The sequence below is a fragment of the Micromonospora sp. NPDC048170 genome, from assembly GCF_040652795.1.
Classification (GTDB): Bacteria; Actinomycetota; Actinomycetes; order Mycobacteriales; family Micromonosporaceae; genus Micromonospora.
In genome coordinates this window covers 183,372-204,030 of record NZ_JBEZMR010000010.1, presented here as the reverse complement: position 1 = coordinate 204,030, position 20,659 = coordinate 183,372, and the positions used below count along the sequence as shown (strand labels likewise).

General features: G+C 75.1%; 16 protein-coding genes. 7 read left to right on the top strand and 9 right to left on the bottom strand.

All coding sequences use genetic code 11. From position 1 onward, the window contains the following. Positions 1 to 15 precede the first annotated feature (15 nt). Positions 16 to 717: a maleylpyruvate isomerase N-terminal domain-containing protein gene (locus AB0D32_RS16460; RefSeq protein ID WP_357090360.1), complete on the top strand. Its 702-nt coding sequence runs from the start codon at positions 16 to 18 to the stop codon at positions 715 to 717. A gap of 135 nt (positions 718 to 852) precedes the next feature. On the opposite strand, the gene AB0D32_RS16455 is transcribed toward AB0D32_RS16460, so the two are convergent. From AB0D32_RS16455 to AB0D32_RS16445, 3 genes are read right to left on the bottom strand one after another with little or no spacing between them, the layout of a single operon-like run. After that, positions 853 to 1,737: a DUF1028 domain-containing protein gene (locus tag AB0D32_RS16455; protein WP_357090358.1), complete on the bottom strand. Its 885-nt coding sequence runs from the start codon at positions 1,735 to 1,737 to the stop codon at positions 853 to 855. Positions 1,738 to 1,746: 9 nt separating this feature from the next. Beyond that, positions 1,747 to 2,511 (bottom strand): ABC transporter permease, encoded by a 765-nt coding sequence (locus AB0D32_RS16450; protein ID WP_357090355.1) that lies wholly within the window; start codon positions 2,509 to 2,511, stop codon positions 1,747 to 1,749. Further along, positions 2,508 to 3,239: an ABC transporter ATP-binding protein gene (locus AB0D32_RS16445; RefSeq protein WP_357090353.1), complete on the bottom strand. Its 732-nt coding sequence runs from the start codon at positions 3,237 to 3,239 to the stop codon at positions 2,508 to 2,510. The genes AB0D32_RS16450 and AB0D32_RS16445 overlap by 4 nt, the downstream gene beginning before the upstream one ends. Positions 3,240 to 3,351: 112 nt before the next feature. On the opposite strand from AB0D32_RS16445, the gene AB0D32_RS16440 reads away from it, so the two are divergent. The 4 genes from AB0D32_RS16440 to AB0D32_RS16425 all read left to right on the top strand — a co-directional run bounded on the left by AB0D32_RS16440 (position 3,352) and on the right by AB0D32_RS16425 (position 7,153). After that, on the top strand, positions 3,352 to 4,488 hold the full coding sequence (locus AB0D32_RS16440; protein ID WP_357090351.1) for a sensor histidine kinase: 1,137 nt from the start codon (positions 3,352 to 3,354) through the stop codon (positions 4,486 to 4,488). Between the two features lie 52 nt (positions 4,489 to 4,540). Next, positions 4,541 to 5,185 (top strand): response regulator transcription factor, encoded by a 645-nt coding sequence (locus AB0D32_RS16435; protein WP_357090349.1) that lies wholly within the window; start codon positions 4,541 to 4,543, stop codon positions 5,183 to 5,185. A 172-nt stretch (positions 5,186 to 5,357) separates the two neighbouring features. Continuing rightward, positions 5,358 to 6,332 (top strand): LLM class F420-dependent oxidoreductase, encoded by a 975-nt coding sequence (locus AB0D32_RS16430; protein WP_357090389.1) that lies wholly within the window; start codon positions 5,358 to 5,360, stop codon positions 6,330 to 6,332. Next, positions 6,329 to 7,153 carry an SDR family oxidoreductase gene (locus AB0D32_RS16425; protein ID WP_357090347.1) on the top strand — a complete coding sequence of 275 codons (825 nt, stop codon included), beginning with the start codon at positions 6,329 to 6,331 and terminating at the stop codon, positions 7,151 to 7,153. Before AB0D32_RS16430 ends, AB0D32_RS16425 begins: the two co-directional genes overlap by 4 nt. 46 nt (positions 7,154 to 7,199) lie before the next feature. Here the strand turns inward: AB0D32_RS16425 and AB0D32_RS16420 are convergent, their stop codons facing one another. Continuing rightward, positions 7,200 to 8,402: an erythromycin esterase family protein gene (locus AB0D32_RS16420; RefSeq protein WP_357090345.1), complete on the bottom strand. Its 1,203-nt coding sequence runs from the start codon at positions 8,400 to 8,402 to the stop codon at positions 7,200 to 7,202. Positions 8,403 to 8,460: 58 nt separating this feature from the next. Between AB0D32_RS16420 and AB0D32_RS16415 the strand changes: the two genes are divergently transcribed. Then, positions 8,461 to 9,237, top strand: a complete 777-nt coding sequence (locus tag AB0D32_RS16415; protein ID WP_357090343.1) for a TioE family transcriptional regulator — start codon at positions 8,461 to 8,463, stop codon at positions 9,235 to 9,237. A 258-nt stretch (positions 9,238 to 9,495) separates the two neighbouring features. After that, entirely contained in the window at positions 9,496 to 9,924 is a 429-nt protein-coding gene (locus AB0D32_RS16410; protein WP_357090341.1) for a protein-tyrosine phosphatase family protein, read from the top strand. Positions 9,925 to 9,961: 37 nt separating this feature from the next. Here AB0D32_RS16410 and AB0D32_RS16405 read toward each other — a convergent pair whose 3' ends face one another. From AB0D32_RS16405 to AB0D32_RS16385, 5 genes are all read right to left on the bottom strand, one after another. After that, positions 9,962 to 12,349: a transglutaminaseTgpA domain-containing protein gene (locus tag AB0D32_RS16405; protein ID WP_357090387.1), complete on the bottom strand. Its 2,388-nt coding sequence runs from the start codon at positions 12,347 to 12,349 to the stop codon at positions 9,962 to 9,964. A gap of 95 nt (positions 12,350 to 12,444) precedes the next feature. Beyond that, a complete protein-coding gene (locus AB0D32_RS16400) occupies positions 12,445 to 13,611 on the bottom strand; it encodes a DUF58 domain-containing protein (RefSeq protein WP_357090339.1) in 1,167 nt (388 codons plus the stop codon). Positions 13,612 to 13,623: 12 nt separating this feature from the next. Further along, entirely contained in the window at positions 13,624 to 14,619 is a 996-nt protein-coding gene (locus tag AB0D32_RS16395) for a MoxR family ATPase (RefSeq protein WP_357090337.1), read from the bottom strand. Between the two features lie 26 nt (positions 14,620 to 14,645). Continuing rightward, positions 14,646 to 17,216, bottom strand: a complete 2,571-nt coding sequence (locus tag AB0D32_RS16390; RefSeq protein ID WP_357090385.1) for a fibronectin type III domain-containing protein — start codon at positions 17,214 to 17,216, stop codon at positions 14,646 to 14,648. A gap of 219 nt (positions 17,217 to 17,435) precedes the next feature. Next, the gene (locus tag AB0D32_RS16385; RefSeq protein WP_357090335.1) at positions 17,436 to 20,561 is read right to left on the bottom strand and encodes a tetratricopeptide repeat protein; all 3,126 of its coding nucleotides are present in this window, start codon (positions 20,559 to 20,561) and stop codon (positions 17,436 to 17,438) included. Positions 20,562 to 20,659: the final 98 nt, after the last annotated feature.

The window sequence follows — 20,659 nt, the reverse complement described above, 5'->3', positions numbered from 1 at the left end:
GATGCGGTCACCGGCGTGAGAGGGTCTGGGAACGGGGGAGGGAGAACCGTGGAGAGCGTACGGACGGCGTTCCGGGACGAGTGCGAGCGCCTCGGCGAGGTGCTGCGCGGCGTCGACGAGGCGGATCTGGACCGGCCGACCGACTGCCGGCCGTGGACCGTACGCGAGTTGCTGGCCCACGTGCGCACCGGCGCGGGGCGGCTGGTCGACATGCTCGCCGCCCCGGGCCCGCCCCGCGCGCAGGTCGACGCCGCCGGCTACTTCGGGGCCGCCAAGTTCGCCCCGACCGTGGACGCCGCCCGGATCGACAGCGGCCGGCGGGAGGCCCGGGAACTCGACGGGCCGGCCCTGGTGGCGGACTTCGACCGGGCCTGGCGGGCCGCCCTCGACGCCGTCGACGCCGCGCCGCAGGATCGGGTGGTGCGCACCCGGCACGGCGACGCGATGGCGCTCGGCGAGTTCCTGCGTACCCGCGTGGTGGAGGCCGGCGTGCACGGCCTGGACCTGGCGGCGGCGCTGGACCGGCGGCCGTGGCTGACGCCCACCGCGGCGGCGGTCGTCGCCGACCTGCTCACCGGCGGGCGGGCCGTCCCGTCCGCCCTGGGCTGGGACCGGCTCATGCTGATCCGCAAGGCCACCGGCCGGGTCGGCCTCACCGACCGCGAGCGGGCGGTCGTCGACGACGCCGGCTTCCGCTGGCTCTCCTTCGGCGGCTGATCGGGCAGGGCGCTGAGCTGAGGCGTGGGGCGGGCCCGGGCCTGTTGCACAGGCCGCAGCCGCGTATGGCCCGTGCCCGCTGTGCGGTCCGTGCCTGTCGCCGTGCGGGGCCCGTGCCCGGCCCCGGCGGGCGGATCAGGCGTCGGCGGTGAGCGGGTCCGTCGCCGGGCGCGGGGCGGGCACGTGCGGGGCGGCCCTGCGCAGGTGGTCCAGCACGACCGGGTCGATCCGGCCGGGCACCAGGCGCTCCTCCAGGTTCTCCAGGCCGGCCCAGGAGAAGAGCGCCTCCTCCGGCTCTGCCGGGTCGACCGGGTGGCCGAGTGCGGCCAGCAGCGCGCCGACCTCGGCGGCGACCGCGCCTGTCAGGTCGAGCAGGGTGGCCGGGTCGGGCCGGCCGAAGAGCAGGGTGTGCACCGCGAGCAGCCGACCCAGCTCGGTCACCGGGTCGGGGTGGTCGTCGACCCGCAGGTCGACCAGGACGTCACCGCCGCCGTCGTACCCGCCGCCGCGCTCGACCACCAGCAGCCCGGCGCTCTGCCGGCCGCGCCGGTCGCCGCCGGCCTGGTCCCCGGCGCGCAGCGCGGCGAGCAGCCGGTCGGGGAAGGGCAGCGCGCCCTCGCCCAGCCAGGCGTCCCGCATCGCCTCGATCACCTGCGGGCCGGCCAGGATGTTGCCCTGTGCCGCCCAGCCGTCCCCGGCCTGGCCCCCGGCCCAGGGATGGCAGCTCGGGCCCGTCCAGGTGGCGCCCGTGCCGGTGGCGGCGACCACGCCGAGCTGGCGATGGTCCCGGTCCGGGTCGGCGGCGACCAGCCCGGCCACCACGTCGGTCGCGGCCACCCCGGTGCGCAGCAGCGCCAACCCCTGCGGCCGGTAGGCGAGGTTGAGGTGGGCCTGGGTGGCGAGCGCCCCGATCTCGGCCTCGGCGGCCGGCACCAGGGCACCGGCGGCCAGGAACCTGCTGGCCACGACGACGCCGTGGTGCCGACCGTCATCGGAGCGGGCGACGAGCGAGAAGGTCACGTCTGAAGACTAGTTCCAGCGGAACAGGAACGCGGCGACGGTCGTACCGACGACTGCGGTGATCGCCAGACCTGCCAGGTTCGATGCGTCGACCGGGCCCCCCGCCCAGGCGCTGGAGAGCGCCTCGACAGTCGCGCCGAACGGCAGCCACGAGGCGGCCCGGGCCACCGGTTCCGGTAGGGAAGCGGTGCCGCCGAACAACCCGCCGACGGCCCCGAGGGCGAAGAAGGCGATCAGGCCGATGGCGACCGCCGAATTCGGGGTGGGTGCCACCGAGGCGACGATCATGCCCAGCCCGTACATCGCGGCCACCGAGAGCCCGACCACGGCGAGCGCGATGCCGACGTCGACCGGCGGACGTGCGTCGAAGCCGACGACAGCGACGGCGTACGCGAGCCCGATCCCCACCACCACCTGCGCCAGGCTCACCACCATCTGAGCGACGAGCACCATCGCCGGCGACGCCGGGGTGACCGCGAGCCGGCGCAACACCCCGCTGCGGCGGTAGTAGGCCAGGAAACTCGGCATGTTCACGATGCCGATCGTGGCGAGGACGATGGTGAAGACCAGCGGAAGGACGAAAAGGTCCAGCGCCGAGCGCCCGCCGGCAACCTCCTGATCACCGGCGGTAGCGGCATTCATGACCAGAATCAACAGTGGCAGCCCTATCGGTACGATCAGCCCGGCCGTGTCCCGGACGACCATCTTCGCCTCGCACCCGATCAGGGTCAGCCACGATCCTGCCCCGGGCCGACGTGTGGTCACCTCGTTCATGCGTCCTCCTCCGTGACGAGTTCCTTGCCGGTGAGGCGGACGAACGCCTCCTCCAGGTTCGCGACGCCGGCCCGGGCGACCAGTCCGGCCGGTGTGTCCAGGGCGACGATTCGGCCGGCGTCGAGCAGCACTACCCGGTCGCAGAGCCGTTGGACCTCGTCCATCGCGTGGCTGACCAGCAACACGGTCTCGTCGCGCAGCCCCTCCACACCCGCCCACATGCGCCTGCGGGCACGGGGATCCAGCCCGGTGGTGAGTTCGTCGAGGATCACCACCCGCGGGCGGCCGACCAGGGCGAGAGCTATGGAGAGGCGCTGCTGCTGGCCGCCGGACAGCTTCTCGAATCGCGTCCTGGTCTGCCCCCGCAGCTCGACCAGGTCGAGCAGTTCGTCGGCGGGCCACGGATCGGGGTAGAAGCTGCGGTAGAGGCCGAGCAGCTCACCGACGGTCAGAGCCGCATGCAGCTCGGCCTTCTGCAACTGCACGCCGAGCAGTTGGCGTACGGCGGCGCGATCCCGACGCGGGTCCCGGCCGAGCACCCGGACGCGTCCCCGGTCGGGGACACGCAGGCCGGCGATCAGCTCGATCATCGTCGTCTTGCCAGCCCCGTTGACGCCCAGGACACCCAGCACCTCACCGGAGGCCACCGTCAGGCTGACGTTGTCGACGGCGACGATGTCGCCGTACCGTTTGTGCAGGTTCTCGACCTCGATGGCGGGTTGCGTCATGCTCCCCATGCTGGTCGACACCACCCGCCCGCCGCCTGTGCCGGAGGTCAGCCTCGAGGGCCATGACTTTCGGCACCCGTGGCAAGCCGGCCGCGGCGGCTAGGGTGGCCGCATGCGGCGGCTCGGACTCGATGAGTGGTCCGGCCTGGTGATGCTCGTCGTGTGCGTGGGCGTCGGGTCGCCGGTGATGCTCGGCCTGGTCGAACCCGACATCCCGGCGCCGGTGTGGATAGGGCTCTTCGTGGTCACCCTGGTCGCGGCGCTCGTCGCCGTGGCCGAATGGGGAGCGCTGTGGGGGGCCCTCGACCGGCGCCGCGGCGGGGTGTTGAGGTGGGCGGTCTACGGCACGGCGGTGGTCGCCGGCTGGGGCGTGGTCGCGACCGCCCCCCGTGCCGGCATGCTGCCGATCCTGCTGGTGGTGATTGCCGCACTCGGGCCGGAAGGCGTCCGGCTGCCGGTCAACCTGCTGGTGGTCGCGTTGAACACGGCCGTGATCGCCCTGACCGTCAGCCGGGTCCGCGACGACCCGGTCGAGCCGCTCACCGCCGGGGTGTTCTACGGGCTGATCCAGATCGCGACGGCGTTCAGCGTGACCGCGGTCCGACGGGAGCAGCAGCACCGTCGGGAGCTTGTCCGGGCACACGTGGAGCTGCGGGCGGCCAGCCTGCTGCTGGCCGGGTCCGCTCGCACGGCGGAACGACTGCGCATCTCGCGCGAGCTGCACGATCTGCTCGGTCACCAGCTCACCGTCCTCACCCTTGAGCTGGAGGCGGCCCGACACCGTGGGGGCGACCCGGCACGGGAGCATGTCGAACGGGCCGGCAGGGTGGCCCGTGAGGTGCTCGCCGACGTCCGCGACACCGTCAGCGCGCTGCGCGCCGGGTCCGCCGCCGATCTCGCGGAGGCGCTGCGCGACGTCGGCCGCGACATCCCCGGACTCGACGTGACGGTCGAGGTGGGGGAGGACGTCGAGGCGAACGAGGAACAGACCGCGGCATTCGTCCGGGCCGTACAGGAGATCATCACCAACACTCTCCGGCACGCCTGCGCGCGCGAGCTGAAAGTTACGATCGCCCGCCACGACGACGCGATCCGACTGACCGCGGTCGACGACGGGCAGGGCGCTCGAGATGTGATCCCCGGCAACGGGCTGCGGGGCCTCGCGGAGCGGCTCGCGGCACTCGGCGGGGAGATCGCGTACGACGGCAACTCGGGCTTCCGGGTGACCGCCCGGATGCCGGCCCGGTGACCGGCATGGTCCATCCAGACGACCGTGCAGCCGAAACGACCGGAGTGCCGGCGTGACCAGGGTCGTCGTGGTCGACGACCAGACGCTGGTCCGGCAGGGCATCCGCACCCTGCTCGACATGGCCGGCATCGAGGTGGTCGGCGAGGCGGACGATGGCGAGGCGGCCCTGGACGTGATCGACGCGACCCGGCCCGACGTCGTCCTGCTCGACCTGCGCATGCCGCGTCGGGACGGCATCTGGGCCCTTCGACGGCTACGTGAGCGTGGGGCGGACGTACCGGTGCTGGTGCTCACCACCTTCGACGACGACACCCTCGTCCTCGACGCCCTACGCGCCGGAGCGCGGGGCTACCTGCTCAAGGACGTCACACTGGAGCAGCTGACCCGGGCGGTCGAGACCCTCGCCGCGGGCGGAACGCTCATCGCCGTGTCGATCACCGATCGGCTCCTGCGCGCCATCCGCTCGGCGCCGTCCCCGATCGGGGTGAGCGCTCCGCCGTCGCAGGAACTCACCGAGCGGGAGCTGGATGTGCTGCGGCTGGTCGCCGAGGGCTACACCAACCGGGAGATCGCCGGCCTGCTCTTCCTCGCGGAGGGGACGGTCAAGAACCATGTGTCGGCGATCCTTCTCAAGCTCGGCGCCCGGGACCGCACCAACGCGGTGCTGCGGGCGCTACACGAGGGCGTCCTGCGGTAGAGCCGACCGAGGCCCGTCCGCCGTTGCGTCCGGTCATCCGGGCCGACCTTCGCGCCACCGCTTCGCAGCCACGCGCGCGTCCGCTGGCCTCGGTGCGAGTGGGATCCCCGACGGGATCTTGCTCTGCGGCGCGGCGAGCGGGCACCATCGACCGATGACGACGCGATGGGGCATGACGGTGCCGCTGGACGGCATCCCGCTCGCCGAGCACGCCGCGGTCTACGCGACCCTCGACCGGGCCGGCTTCACCGACGTCTGGTCCTCCGAGGTCAACGGGGCGGACGCGTTCACCCCGCTGGCGCTCGCCGCCGCCTGGCAGCCCCGGCTGCGCCTGGGCACCGCCATCACGCCGGTCTACACCCGGGGCCCGGGCCTGCTGGCGATGAGCGCGGCGGCGCTCGCCGACGCCGCCCCGGGCCGGTTCGCGCTCGGCATCGGCGCGTCCTCACCGGTCGTCGTCCGCAACTGGAACGCGGTGCCGTTCGACGAACCGTTCCGACGTGCCCGCGACGTGCTGCGCTTCCTGCGCGCCGCGTTGTCCGGCGAGACCGTCGACGGCGACTTCGACACCTTCGCCGTGCGCCGGTTCACCCTGGACCGGAAGCCGGCCGTGCCGCCGCCGGTGCTGCTCGCCGCGCTGCGCCCGGGGATGCTGCGGCTGGCCGGCGACGAGGCCGACGGCGTGATCCTGAACTGGCTCTCCGCCGACGACGTGCCGCAGGCCCTGGCCGAGGTGGGCGAGCGGCGCCCCGGCTTCGACGTGGTCGCCCGGATCTTCGTCTGCCCGACCGAGGACGCCGCGCACGCCCGCGCCCTGGGCCGCCGGCTGATCACCAGCTATCTCACCGTCCCCGCGTACGCCGAGTTCCACCGCTGGCTGGGCCGGGGGGAGGCGCTCGGGCCGATGTGGCGGGCCTGGGCGGCGGGGGACCGGCGTGGCGCGGGTGCGGCGGTGCCCGACGAGGTGGTCGACGCGCTGGTGCTGCACGGCTCGCCGGAGCACTGCCGTGATCAGGTCCGCCGCTACGCCGACGCTGGCGTGGACGTCCCGGTGCTGGCCCTGCTGCCGACCCCCGAGGCGGCCGGCGGCGGCGCGGCGGCGCTGGGCGAGCTGATCGGGCGGCTGGGCGGGGGTGAGCGACGGTGAACCTCACCGACCGGGTGGTGATCATCACCGGTGGCGCCGGCGGCATCGGATCCGCCCTGGCCCGCCGCTTCGCCACCGAGGGCGCGGCGACCGTGGTGCTGGCCGACCTCGACGCCGACGCGGCCCGTGCGGTGGCCGACGGCATCGGCCCGGTCGCCCACGCCGTCGCGCTGGACGTGACCGACGAGGAGCAGGTCCGCGTGCTGGTGGCCGACACCGAGCGGCGGTACGGCCGGATCGACCTGTTCTGCGCCAACGCGGGCGTCACCTCCGGCGGTGGGATGGAGGTCCCCGACGCCGGCTGGGACCGGGCCTGGCGGGTGAACGTGCTCTCCCACGTCTACGCGGCCCGTGCGGTGCTGCCGGCGATGCTGGCCCGGGGCAGCGGCTACCTGCTGCACACCTGCTCGGCGGCGGGCGTGCTGACCTCGGTCGGCGACGCCCCGTACGCCACGACCAAGCACGCCGCCGTCGGCTTCGCCGAGTGGCTCTCCGTCACCTACCGCGACCAGGGCGTGCGGATCAGCGCGCTGTGCCCGCAGGGCGTGGACACGCCCATGCTGGCCGGCGGGCTGGCCGCCGGCCACCTGGGCGCCCGCGTCGTGGCCGCCTCCGGCGCGGTGCTCACCGGGGACCAGGTCGCGGACGCGGTGGTGGCGGGTCTCGCCGAGGAGCGCTTCCTGATCCTCCCGCACCCGGAGGTCGCCGCCCACGCCCTCCGCAGGGCGGAGGACCCGGACGGCTGGCAGTCGGGCCTGCGCAAACTCGTCCGCCGCCTCCGCTCCCAGCGCTCCGAGCGGGAACGCCGGCCGGCCGGGTGACGCCACCCGGCATGATCGAACCCGGCCGATCCGGGCGGTCGCGGCGCTAGCTCGGCCGGGCGTCCCTGACGAACACGATCCCGTCATGGCCGGCCACGTGGGCCGGGTCCAGCGGGGAGTAGCCGAACCAGGGGGACACGCGGGGAGCGGGCGTCACGTCGTCGACGACAGCGGCCAGTCGGCGGGCGTCGACGACGTACCGGTCCTCCGGGAGCGCGTACAGGAGCCCTTCGACGGTGTCCGGGGGCGGGGCCTCCACACCCTGATGGCGGATCGTGCCGAGGGCCGTGGCCAGGAAGGCGTATCCCTCTCCCAGCCGGGCGCTGACGATCGCCCCGGCGCTCCACCATTCCACCGGCAGGCCACCCATCCGCATCCGGCTCTTGTTCCGCTGGAGGTGGCCGTTGTGGGCGTTCGCCAGCGCCGGCCCCCGCTCCGCGATGGCGAGCAGGTTGGCGGCCATCATCGAATCCCGCACGCCGAGCAGCCGTGCCATGCGGCTCGGTGAGGTGTCGGCCATCCAGAAGTGGTAGCGCAGCAGGCCGGTGGCGGTGCGCCCGTACATGCGTGCCCGGTCCCAGTCGTCCCGCGAGGACGCCGCGAGCAGGTGTGGCGCCTGCGCGTAGAGCAGGGCTGCCAGGTCGTCGGCGAGCAGCCGCAGCTGTTTGGCCTCGGGTGTCTGCCCGACGGACCGGGACGGGTCCATCATCGCGGCGGGATCGGTCCACCGGTCGTCGGCGCCGAGCAGGCGGTCGAGCGTGTCCGCGGCGCAGGGCAGCAGGTCGGCGTCGACCCAGGCGGTGAGACAGGCGTGGAGCGCGGTGAGGGACTGCCGGGGGCTCGCGGCGCCGGTGATCTCCAGCGGGCCGTCGAAACCGGCGAAGCGCAGCGGCTCGGACGCGGGCCGGCCGTCGTTGTACGCGCGCATCCAGCGCACCAGCTCGCGGTTGGCCGCGTACGCGCCCCACCCGTGGCTGAAGCCGCGCTCCATGACCTCGTCGAGGGTGCCCGTGCCCGACGTGACGTAGTCGTCCACGACCAGGCCCATCATGCAGTCGCTCTCGATCGTGATCGTCCGGTAGTGCTCCTGCTCGACGAGCTGCCGGAAGAGATCGTTACGCAGGTCGAGCAACACCTCCTCGCCGTGGGTGGGCTCACCCAGGGCGAGCAGCCGCGGCCTGGTCGCGAGCAACCCCATGACGCTGGCAGCGTCGACGACATGGGCGGCGTCTCTGACGGCAGGATTCATACCCTCAACGGTATCGTTGAACCAACGGTTGAAACTTCTCCGCGATATTGGCAGACCATTGAAGCGAAACCCTCAAGACGGTGAGCGGCTCAGGCCGGTTGACCTGGCGCGTGCGCACGGCCTGTCCACGCAGGCGATCAGGAACTACGAGGCGGCCGGCATCCTGCCGGGCGCCGAGCGCACCGCGCATGGCTACCGCACCTACACGCCGCTGCACGCGCAGGCGCTGCGTGCGTTCCTCGCCCTCATACCCGGACACGGCCACCAGGCGGCCACGTCGATCATGCAGGCGGTCAACCGGGGGGCCACCGAGGACGCGCTTCGGCTCGTCGACGAGAGCCACGCCCAACTGCTCGACGACCGCCGCACCCTCCAGGCCGTCGAAGCCGCGCTTCGCGACCTCGATCCCGTGCCGAGGGAACGCGGCGACACGTTCGTCGGCCCCCTGGCGAGAAGGCTCGACATCCGCCCCGCCACCCTGCGCAAATGGGAACGCGCCGGCCTGGTCCAACCTCGCCGCGACCCGCACACCGACTACCGCGTCTACCGGGCGGCCGACGTGCGCGACGCCCTGCTCGTCCACCAGCTCAGGCGGGGCGGCTACCGGCTGGAGCAGATCGCCCCGCTGATCGCCCAGGTCCGCTCCGCCGGAGGGGTCGCACCGGTGGAGTCGATGCTGCGCGACTGGCAGGCCCGCCTCGCTGCCCGCAGCCGCGCCATGCTCACCGGCGCCGCCGCGCTGGACGCCTACCTCGGCTGCCGACCGGCCCCGCCCGCGGACGGGCCGGGTGACCACGCCACCGCCTCGTCAGCCGCGGCCCCGATTCGCTCCTGACCGGAGCGCTGGCCAGCCTCGGAACGGTGTGGCCGAGCCGGTGTCGCCGCGACCCCGGCGGTGACGTACCAGTCGAGTGGCACCTCTGCCAGTAGCCTGTCGTGAAACCCGCGCCGCAGCACCGATCGCAACTGGACGGTCTGCCCCCGCGCCGCGGCGTCCGACCTTCGAGGACCTTCAGCCGACGTCCGACCTGCACCCGAACGAAAGGGGGAGGGCCACCCGCATCCGCGAGGGGCGCGGCGGCCCTGACGACCGATGACCGCTGCATGGGATTCCACGACAACGGGTGTACTGCCGTTGCCCTCGGGCCGGCTCATCCGCGGCCGGGCACTCAGCCGCCCGCTACCGCAGGGCGCGCAACCCACGTTCGCGCTCTACCTCCTCGGCCGCCAGCCGACCCCGGTGGCGTGGGAGCACAGGTGGCTTCGCTGGCCCGACTTCTGGCTACCGACCGACCGCGCCGCAGCCGCCGACATGTTCCGCGAAGCATGGGCTCGCGCCGAGGACGAACGCGTCGAGATCGCCTGCGGTGGTGGAAAGGGACGTACCGGCACCGCCCTCGCCTGCCTCGCGGTGATCGACGGGGTACCCAACGACCAGGCCGTCGCCTATGTCCGGCGGCACTACGCCCCGCACGCCGTGGAGACCCCCTGGCAACGCCGATACATCTCGAAGTTCCGCTAGCGGGTTCGGGGGAGACAGCCCCTGCCGGGGGCGGTCCTCAGCGGTGCCAGCGGAGGGGACCGGGACGGACGGACCACAGCACGCGACGCCACCACGGGCGGGCGGCGCGCAACGCCGTGACGTAGTCGTCGGCGGTCCTGACGGCCCGGGCCGCCTGCTCGGCGGTGGCCGTACCCGGGGCGAAGGCCATCTGGTTGAGCAGACCGGCCAGTTCCGCCAGCCGCGCGTCGAGGTCCCCGGCGCCTGCCACGACGTCCCGCGCGGCGGTGCCCACCGGGGTGGAGCCGGCGGTGGCAGCCGGGTCGGTCGGGGGCCCGGGCGACCCGCCGCGGGCGTCGGCGAAGACCCGGCGGGCGTGGGCGGCGACCTCGGAGGCGGACTGGTCCCCGCCGACCGGGCGGCCGGCCAGTCGCAGCGCGTCGGTCACCTCCCGCCAGGCGCCGACGATCCGCTGGCCGGGGTCACCCCGCTCCAGCCGTGCCCGGGTCCGCGCCCGGCGCAGCATCAGCAGCGTGGACAGCGCGGCCACGACCAGCAGCAGGATGCCGCCCGCCCCGCCCCCGACCAGCAGCACCGCCGGTGGCCACCCGGAGCCGGTCGGGTCGCCCGGCGCGGCCACCGGCTCCGGCGACACGGTCGGCTCGGCCGTCGGCTCCGGCACCTCCGACGGGGGCGGATCCTCCGGCGTCGGGCGGAAGTCCTCCTCCACCGGGCGCGGCTCCTCGTCGGGCCGGGGAAGCGGGTCGAACGGCACCCAGCCGAGCCCCTCGAAGAGCACCTCCGGCCAGGCGTACGCGTCGCCGGCCCGGACCGGACCGTCGTCGGCGGCGCGGAAGCCCACCACCACCCGGGTCGGCAGCCCCGTCAACCGGCCCAGCACGGCGAACGCCGCCGCGAACTGCTCCGAGGTGCCCCGCTGGCCGCCCCCGTTGCGCGGCCCGAAGAGGAAGAAGTTCAGGTTCGGGTACGCGTGCCCGCTCGGCGCGTCCGCGACGAGTCGGTAGTGCTCGGCGAGGAACTGCTCCACGGCGGCGGCCCGCGCGTACGGGGCGCCGTTGGACTCGGCGAGCTGGGCGGCGAGCCGGCGCAGCGGATCGGGCACCCCGTCGGCGACCCGCAGCACCCGGGCCACGTCCTCGCCGGCCGGCACGTCCGCCGTGCTGAGCAGGTTGAAGTCCGGCACCTCCACGGCCGAGTTCACCGTGTAACGCAGCCCCGGAGCCAGACCCTCCGGCCGGATCAGCGTCCCGGTCGTCGGGTCGTACGCCACCCGGGCACCGGTGACCTCGCGCGGCGTGGCGACGGCGGGCAGCAGCCGCCCGCTCAACCCCGCGACGGTGATCTCCTGCCGTACCGTCTCCACGGTGCTGTCCGGGGCCGGCGCCGTCGTGGGCAGGATCCGCCCCGCGTTGCGGTACGTCGCGCCGACCCGCCAGGTCACCCCGTCGTAGTCGCTGAGCACGGCCAGCCGGATCGGCACCGGGCGGCGGGCGGCGTCCGGCCCGGCCTCGGGGCCCGAACCGGGCTCGGCCTCCCGGCCGGGGGTGGGCCCGGACTGGGCCGACCGCTCGGTACGCACGTCGAGCAGTTGCTGCCCCGGGTTCAGTGCCCAGCCGGAGATCCGGATGAGCGGATTCTCGTCCAGCGTCTCCACCTGCGGCGGCTCGACGTACCGGCGGGGGTCCACCGGCCGCCCGTCGACCTGGCCGGCGAGCAGCGGACCGAGCAGCGCGACCAGCCCGACCACCACCGCGAGACCGGCGGCGGAGGCGGCGGCGAGCCGGGCCTGGACGGCCGCGCGGACCGCCGGCGCCAGCCCGGCGGCCGGGTCGACGCCGGCGGTGGCCGCGCCGCCCGCCGGCACCGCCAGGCCGAGCACCGCCACGGCCACGAAGGCCAGCGTCGGCCCGATCGCGGGATCGGCGTTCGGGCCGACCACGTAGAGCGCGGCGGCGTAGAGCAGCACGGGCGGCAGGAAGCCGAGCAGCACCCGGCCCGCCCGCAGCGCCACCTCCGCCCCGGCGAGACCGGCCAGCCACGCGGCGACCACCGGCACCAGCACCGTGTCGGGTGTCGGCTCCACCGGGATCATCGCCGTCAACAGCCGGGGAATGCCGTTCGCGGCGGCGTCCACGGTCACCTCGGCCAGGCCGCCGGGCAGCTCGGCCCGGGTCGCGGTGAGCCGCAGCGACCAGGCCGTCCAGCCGGTCATCGCGAGCACCGAGACCGGCGCGACCAGCCACGAAGGCAGCCGGCGGGCGGCCACGCCGACCAGCACCGAGCCCACCGCCGCCCCGAGGACCAGCCGGGTCAGCAGCGGACCGGCGTACACCCGGCCGAGCACCGCGCCCGCCAGGCCGATCATCGCGATCAGCGCCAGCGGCACCGGGACCGCCCGCAGCACCCGCAGCAGGATCCGGCCCATCCCGGCGCCCCCGCCGCCGTTGCCGCCCCCGGCCGGACCGCCGCCGCTGTCGGCGGGCCGTTCCGTCGTGCCGTCCCGGACCCCGCCGGTCGCCCTCACCACCTGCCCACCCCGTCCCACTCGGCGGCGAACGCGGCACCGTCCACGGCGTCGATCACGACCAGGCCGGCCGCCCCCGCAGGCGTCGGCTCCGCCGCCCCGAAGACCCCCACCACCACCGAGGGGTACGCGGCACGCAGCGCGCCCACCACCCCCAGGTCGTGCCGGCCACCCGGCCCGGTGACGAAGACCAGCGTGTCGCCGAGCCGCTCCCGCCGCAGCCGGGTGGTGGCGGACTGAAGATCGCCCTCGTCGGCGAGCCCCACCGCCGCGAGCCGGTCCAGCGGCCCGTGCCCCGCCGCGTCGCCACCCGCCGCCGTGCCGTCCGGCTCCGGGGCGACCAGCAACAGCACCACCGGCAGTCCCTCGCGGTACGCGGCGACCAGCACCGAGGCGGCGGCCTCACACGCCGACTCGAACGACTCGGCCACCCCGTCGAGGCACTCCGGGTGCGCGACCGCCCGGTTGTCCAGCAGCACCACGATCCGGGGCAGGCTGGTGTCGACGTTCTCCCGCACCATCAGCTCGCCCACCCGGGCGCTGGTACGCCAGTGCACCCGGCGCAGCTCGTCACCGACCACGTACTCCCGCAGCGAGTCGAACGTGATCGACCCGTGCGGCACCTTGTCCACCCGGCCGTCGAGGCTGCGCCCCGCGCCGGTGGGCACCGCGTTCAGCGGGTGGACGCGCGGGTGCACCCAGACCGGCACCGTGCCCCCGTACGGGCGGGCCAACGCCACCAGGCCCAGCGGGTCGCGCCGCGTCACCCGCAGCGGCCCCACCGGCACCACCCCGCGGCGGGAGGTCGGCACGTCGTAGCGGACCGTCGTGTCCCGCCCCGGGCGCAGCCGCAGCAGCGGCACCGGGACCGCCCGGTCCCCGCACCGGTCCTCGGCCACCAGGCTCGCCGCCCGCAGCCGCCCGGCGTTGCGCACCGTCAGGGTCATCGCGGCCGGCTCTCCCCGCGCCACCCGGTCCGGGTCGGCGCTGCGGGTCACCTCCAGGCGGGGCCGCCAGGCCGCGGTCAGCACGGCGTAGCCGACGGCGATCCCGGCCGCCGCCCCGAGCAGCGTCAACTCGGGGTACGCGAAGCGGAAGCCGACACCGAGCAGCACGACGGCGGCGACGATCAGCCCGACACACCGGGCGGTGAGCGCGGACACCGGCGTCGCCGGTCAGCCCTGGACCGGGGCCGACTGGCCCGAGGGCAGGGGCACCGGCACCGAGGCGACCGCCTGACGCAGCACCTCGGCGGCGGTCACCCCGCGCACCTGCGCGTCCGGGGTGAGCAGCAGCCGGTGCGCGAAGACCGGCTCGGTCAGGGTCTTCAGGTCCTCCGGCATGATCCAGCCCCGCCCGTCGATCAACGCGTACGCGCAGGCCGCCCTCGTCAGCGCGATCACGCCCCGGGGACTGACTCCGACCCGCACCTGCGGATGGTTACGGGTCGCCGCGGCCAGCCGTACCGCGTACGCGTAGAGCGGCTCGGCGATGTGCACCCGGCGGGCCATCCGGACCATCTCCCCGACGGTGGCCGTGTCGGTGACCGCCGTCAGCGCCTCGGGGGAGCGGACCGTGGCCCCGCGCAGCACCTCCACCTCGACCGCCTCGTCCGGGTAGCCGACGGAGAGCTTCACCAGGAACCGGTCGAGTTGCGCCTCGGGCAGCCGGTACGTGCCGTCCATCTCCACCGGGTTCTGGGTGGCCACCACCAGGAACGGCTGCGGCACCGGGTGCCGGACCCCGTCGACGGTGACGGTGCGCTCCTCCATCACCTCCAGCAGCGCCGACTGGGTCTTCGGCGACGCCCGGTTGATCTCGTCGGCGATGACGATGTTGGCGAACACCGGCCCCGGGTGGAACTCGAAGCCCCGGGTGGCCTGGTTGAAGATCGTCACCCCGGACACGTCCGAGGGGAGCAGGTCGGGAGTGAACTGGATGCGCCGCCACTGCCCCTTCACGGTGGCCGCGACGGCCCGGGCCAGGGTGGTCTTACCGACCCCCGGCACGTCCTCCAGCAGCACGTGCCCCTGGGCGAAGAGCGCGGTCAACGCCAGCCGGACCACCTGCGGCTTGCCCAGCACCACCGCGTTGACGTTCTCGGCCAGCCGGGCGGCGAGGGCGGCGAAGCCCTGCACCTCCTGCTGGGCGAGCGGTTCCTGGGTGTTCACGCGGTGGTGCTCCTTGCCTGGGCGGGTCAGCAGGTGGGCAGGACGTTGATGTTGTCGCCGCCCTCCAGGTTGAGCCAGGCCCAGGGGATGTAGTTCTTCCCCTTGTAGTCGACCTGCACCCACAGGCTGCTCTGCTTCTGGTTGTTGTAGATCCAGGAGTCGACGTGCTCGCCCGACTTCTTGCAGTGTGCCTTCAACCGGGTGCCCGGCTTCGCCCAGCCGACCTGCCGGTCGTTGTCCTGCCGGGGCACCGAGAAGATCTCGTTACCGTTGCGGCCGTCGATCTCCTTGTCGCAGTACGTCCGCTGATCGTCGTCGGGGCCGTTGTTGCAGGTCGCGATCCCGTAGAGGGCGGCGGTGGTCTGGGCGCGGGTGGCGGTGCCCTTGCCGGCGGCGTTGCTCGCGGTCACGGTGAACGTGTACGCCTTGCCCGGCGCCAGGCCCGTCATCGTGATGCTGGAGCAGTTCCCCGGCTTCGCCGGCTCACCGCCCGTGCTCAGCGAGCAGGTCGCCTTGCCACCACCGGCGTCCACGGTGAACGTCACCGTCGCCGACGTGGCACCCGCCGAGGAACCGGTCACGGTGACGCGGGGCTCGGCCACCGTGCGCGCCGTGGTGGTGGCCTCCGGACCGGCACCGGCCTCGTTGACCGCCTTCACCTTCACGGTGACGTTCTGCCCGTCGCCCAGCCCCTCCACCGTGGCGCGGGTGTCGGTCACCTCGCTGCTGCGCCCACCCACGTCCACGAGGTACTTCGTCACCGGCCGGCCGTTCGCCGCCGCCGGGGACCACTGCACCGCGACGGTGCCCGGCCGATCGGCCACGGTGCTCGCCCGTAGTCCGGCCGGGCGCTCCGGCGCCGCGTACGGCACGACGGTGTTGCTCACCGGCGAGGCCGCCGAGCCGGCGCCCCTGTCGTTGACCGCGACCACCGTGAACGCGTACTGCGTGCCGTACTCCAGCTCACCCGCCGGCACCACCAGCTCGGTCCTGCGGGACTCGCCGGCCGGCGCGTTGGTGCCTGCCGACGTGGCCGTGACCACGTACTTCGCGATCGTGTTGCCCTGCCCGTTCGCCGCCGGCCACTTCACCAGCACCGTGCCGTCCGGGCGCTCCTGGGCGGTGACGCCGGCCGGCGGGTCCGGCACCGCAGCCGTCGGCGTCACCGGGTTGCTGGTACGCGCGGGACCGTCGCCCTTCGCGTTGACGGCGTGCACCGAGAACCGGTACGTCTCGCCGTTGGTCAGGCCCTGGATCTCCACGGCCCGCTGGTTGGCGCCCACCTGCACCCGCTGGCCGGCGCCCTGCACCACGTACCGGACGATCTCCGCGCCGTTGGCCGGGGCCGGCCGCCAGCTCACCCGGGCCTGCGCGTTGCCGGCGGCGGCGGTGACACTGCGCGGCGCGCCCGGCTTGCCCACCTTCGGCTTCTTCGGCGGTGGCGGCGGCGGGGGAGCCGGCGGCGGGTCGCCACCGAGCACGTCGTTGGCGTACTTGTCGACCTCGCGGACCTGGTGCCGGTCGTCCACCACCCGGGCGGTCGCCGATTCGGGGGCGTTGATGAACAGGTGGTTCTCCCGCACCTCCAGCTCCAGCGGCCCGGTGCCCCGGCCCCGGACGGTGTCGACGAGCTGGCCGCCGGAGTCGAAGGCGTAGACCGTGCCGGACGCCTCGTCCGCGCAGTAGTACCGCCCGGCCCACGCCACGGCCGGGCTCAGCTGGTCGCCCGAGCCCGGCACCGTGAACGCCCGCACCGCGCCACTGTCGTCGACCACGTGCACCCGCCGCTCGCCGGGCACCGTCACGGGCACGTCCGGACCGCTGGTCCGCGCCGGCAGCGCACCCGGCGCGGTCATCGTCAACGACGTGGTCCGGACCTCGCCGCGCTGCACGGTGACCAGCGCCCCGGCGGTACGGTCGAGCACCGCGACGCCGTCGTCCAGGGTGGAGACGACCAACTCGTGGCTGGCATCCGCGACGTCGTACGTCTCGACCTTCTTCGGGCTGAGGCCGGCCCCGGCGGGGGCCGCCGACGCGGGCGCGGAGGGCAGCGTGGCGGCGGTGACCGCCGAGACGGTGCCCTCGCTGGGCACCGCGATCCAGAGCCGCCCCTCGCCGTCGAAGGCGCCGCCGGTGATGCCCGGCGGGTAGCGCAACGGCTCGCCGACCGGGGTCAGCGACCGCGGGTCGAGCTGCCGGACGACTCCCTGCACGGCGTCGACGACGAACGCCGCGTCCTTGTGCAGGGCGACGCTGACGCCCAGCCCCGGCGTCGTCCGGGTCGTCGCGGTGATCTGGAGGGTGGCCAGGTCCAGCGAGCTGACCTGACCGGTGTTCAGGTCCCGCAGGATCAGCAGCCGGTCGGTCTGGGTGACCTGCATCGGATGCCGGCGGGCGGCCGGAATCCCGACCCGGGTGTCGACCCGGGCGGTGATTCCGTTGACGCGGGCCATCTCGCTGCGCGCGGCGCTCCACAGCCAGGAACTCGCGTCGTGGCTCGCCACCGCGTTGTCCGCCGCGCCCAGCCCGTGGATGGTGAGCCCCATGGCGGCCAGCAGCGCGGCCACCGTCGCGATGGTGACGACCCCGCCGCGCATCCGGCGGGGCCGGGGATGCGCAGGGCCCGTGCCGGCGGGCCCGGCGTCATCGATGGTGGCCACTACCGGCTGCCTCCCGTGTCGTCCCTGGCAGGTGGCACGCCATGTCCGGCGACCCTCCCCTGAGCCGGGTGCCATCATATGGCCCGGTCGGAGGCGGGGGAACCCGCACCGTCCCGCTGTGGACACCGAGCGTGCGTGCCACGCCGCCGTGGCGGGTCAGCTCGACGGCGTGTCGCCCTCCCGCTGCGTGCAGACCTGACCGGACGTGGCGAACGAGTCCGTCGAGTAGACCGCCAGCACCGTGAAGCAGTAGTCCACCCGCGAGTTCAGCCCGTTGACCGTGTAACTGGTCTGGCCGGGGTCCACCGTGGCCATCACACCCAGCGCCCGCCCGACCCGGCCGCCGGCCACCATGAACGGCACCCCGCCGCCCGCCGGGTCCGTCCAGTTCAGGGTGATCGTCGCCGAGTCGTCCTTCAACGTCAGCCCGCCCGGCGGGGGGCCGGCGGCCGTCGCAGCCGCCGGTGAGGCGGGCCCCGCCGGCGGGGCCGCGTCCCGGCTGAGCACCAGCACGCCCACGCCGACCATCGCCGCGACGGCCAGGACCGCGACCACGACCGCGACGATGATCGCCGTCCGGTTCCGGCCGCCCTCCTCGGGCTCCGCCATCATCGGGTACGCAGGAGGCGGCGGGATGGGCGGCACCTGCTGCGGGGCAGGGCGGCCGGCAGATGCCCCGGCCCGCTGGGGCTGCGCCTTCATCGGGAACGTCTCGTCGATGTCGAGGTACGCCGGCGGAAGGTCGTCCACCTTCTCCCGCTCGGGTTCCACCGGGTCCAGATGCGCCTGGCCCAGCTCTTCCCGTTCCCGTTCCGCCCGTTCCAGCTCGTCCTCGACGTCAGCGGCGGCAGCGTCGTCGGCCGTGGGGCCGGTCAACGCCTGCGGAGGTGCCGTACTGCTCCACGGCGGCGCGGACATGCTCCACGGTGGCGCGCTCACCGGCGGGACCACGGGGGGCGCGCTCACCGGCTGCGGTGCCGCGCCGAACTGCTGCGGATGACCGGGCGGCGCGCTGACCGGCGGGGCCATCACCGACGGCGGGGGCGGGATCGATGGTGGGGGCGGGATCGGCGACAGCGAGGGTGCCGGCGGAGAACTGACGCCCCGCGGCGGTGCGCTGACGGGCGGGCTGCTCGTCCAGTGCGCGGGTGGTGCGCTGACCGGTGGCGTCGGCGGCGCGCTTCTCGGGTTTGCCGGCGGCGCGCTGACCGGCGGGTTCGTCCAGTGCGCGGGCGGTGCGCTGACCGGTGGCACCGGCGGCGCGCTGATGGGCGGCGGGCTCGTCGGGTTTGCCGGCGGCGCGCTCCTCGGGTTCGCCGGCGGTGTACTGACGGGGGGCGGGGTACTCGCCCGCTGGTCGGGGCGGGCGCTGACCGGGGGCGCGGGAGGTGCGCTGACCGGGGGCGCGCTGACCGGCGCGACGGCGGCGTGCGCCGCCGCCGGCGAGAGGGCGGGCGGTGGCGCCTCAGACGACCGCCCGGGGTTGGCCGGCGCATCCGGTCCGACGGGAGTACCGGCCGCGCGGGCGATCTCCTCGGCGAGCAGCGGCTCGATCTGCTTGACCATGATGGTCGGCTTGGCCCACCCGGGTGCCGGCTTCGCCGGTGCCTCCGACTGCGCCGGCCGTTGTCCGGCGGCGGCGTCGCCGGTCGACTCATCGCCGCGCGGGGCATCGACGGTGGGCCCGGACGGGCGCGGGGCCTCGACGGCTGGCTCGGGGGCCTTCGGCGTGCCGGATGTGGGTGCGGCGACCGGCTCCGGCGCGGCGACGGGAGCGGCGGCTGCGGCCACCTGTCGCGGGGCCGGTGGCGCGGGTGACACGGGCGGTGCGGTAGCCGCCGCGACGGCAGGCGGAGCCGACACCGGGGCCGTCGTCGCAGGCGGGGCCGGCGGTGGCGGGATCGTCCTCGGGGCCGGGGCCGGGGCCGGGGCCGGGGCCGGGGCCGGGGCGACCGAAGCCACTCCCGCGGTTGCCGGCGGGGCGGGACGCAGCGGGCTCTGCGGTGCCGGCGTGGACGGACCCGGCGTCGCGGGCGGCTGGGCCGGACCGGGTGCGGGCGCCCAGGGGGACTGCGGCGACGCCTGCCCGGGACGCTGCGACGGGACGACCGGGGGCGGCGGCACGGGTGCTGGCGGCACCTGGGGGTACGGCGGGGCGGCGGTGGACGCCGAAGGCACGACCGGGGGCGGCGGGACGGGCACCGCCGGAGCATGTGTCGGCTGAGTCGGGACCGGCGGCACGACCGGAGCCGGGGGTACGGTGGCCCGGCCGGTCCCCGGGGGCGGGGGCACGATCGGCGGCGGCGGGATCGTCGGTGGTGGTGGGATCCGCTGCGGCGGAGCGGCGTACGGGGTGGCCTGCCCCCGCCCCGTGACGTGTGCTGCCGGCGTCTGGGTGGCCTGGGGCGGTGCCGGCACATGGGGTGGAGCCGGCGGCGCCCACGCCTGGCGGGGCGGGGCGGGAACCACCGGCGGAGGTGGAACCTGGGCGGCCTGCGGCGGCGCCGGGTACGGCTGCGGCGGCGCGGGCGGCACCTGCGGCGCGTGGCCCGCCGGGCGGGGCGGGTACTCCGACGCCGCAGCGTGCGGCGTCGGAGCAACGGGAGCAGCTCGCCCCACGCCGCGTACACCCGAAACGGGCGGAGGCGGCGGGATCGGCGGGGTGTGTGGAGGCGTCGGGGGGCCACCGGCGACGTGCGGCGGCGTCGGCTGCGCGGCCGGTGGCTGCGGGGGACCGACCGCGGCCGGCTCGTGCGGACGCCAGGCGGTGGAGAGCACCGCCAGCGACATCGTCGGCTCGGAGAGCGCCGACATGTCGGGCCGCGCGACGGGCGGAGCGGGCGCAGGAGCGGGAGCGGCGTCGCCGAGATACTGCCGGGCCGTGCGTACCGCCGGATGGTCGACGCCGAGCACGGCGGGCCCGAGGGTGGCGACGCGGGTGTAGTTGCGGCGGGCCTCGTGCCGGTTGCCCAACTCGTCCGCCACCGCGGCCAACTCGAAGGAGAGCGCCAACATCAGTGGATCGGAGGGCGGCCAGGATCGCTCGCCGGCGGCGAACGCCTCCTCCAGCACCCGACGGGCGGCACCCGGGTCGTCCGCCTCCCGGTGCAGGCGGGCCAGCAGGTGCGCGGTGCTCAGCACATCCGGGTGGTCCTTGCCATACGGCGGCCGGGCGGAGCCGACGGCGTCGGTGAGCAGTCGACGGGCGGAGGTGAGATCGCCCGCGGCGCGCAGGGCGAGGGCCCGGTGCTGCACGGCGGCCAGGGGAGAGGGATGGGACACGTGGCCATGCTGCCGCGTGAGGACCGTCGAACGCTACCCAGGCCCACCGGTTTGCCGCGGCTCAGGCGGGTCTGGACACCCCTGCGACCTGCGCCGAC

Bases quoted from the DNA above. Each gene is read 5' to 3' on its own strand.
- AB0D32_RS16450 (WP_357090355.1), bottom strand. From the start codon at position 2,511: ATGAACGAGGTGACCACACGTCGGCCCGGGGCAGGATCGTGGCTGACC.
- AB0D32_RS16420 (WP_357090345.1), bottom strand. From the start codon at position 8,402: ATGAATCCTGCCGTCAGAGACGCCGCCCATGTCGTCGACGCTGCCAGC.
- AB0D32_RS16410 (WP_357090341.1), top strand. From the start codon at position 9,496: ATGACCGCTGCATGGGATTCCACGACAACGGGTGTACTGCCGTTGCCC.
- AB0D32_RS16390 (WP_357090385.1), bottom strand. From the start codon at position 17,216: ATGCGCGGCGGGGTCGTCACCATCGCGACGGTGGCCGCGCTGCTGGCC.
- AB0D32_RS16430 (WP_357090389.1), top strand. From the start codon at position 5,358: ATGACGGTGCCGCTGGACGGCATCCCGCTCGCCGAGCACGCCGCGGTC.
- AB0D32_RS16445 (WP_357090353.1), bottom strand. From the start codon at position 3,239: ATGACGCAACCCGCCATCGAGGTCGAGAACCTGCACAAACGGTACGGC.
- AB0D32_RS16440 (WP_357090351.1), top strand. From the start codon at position 3,352: ATGCGGCGGCTCGGACTCGATGAGTGGTCCGGCCTGGTGATGCTCGTC.
- AB0D32_RS16405 (WP_357090387.1), bottom strand. From the start codon at position 12,349: ATGGGCCGGATCCTGCTGCGGGTGCTGCGGGCGGTCCCGGTGCCGCTG.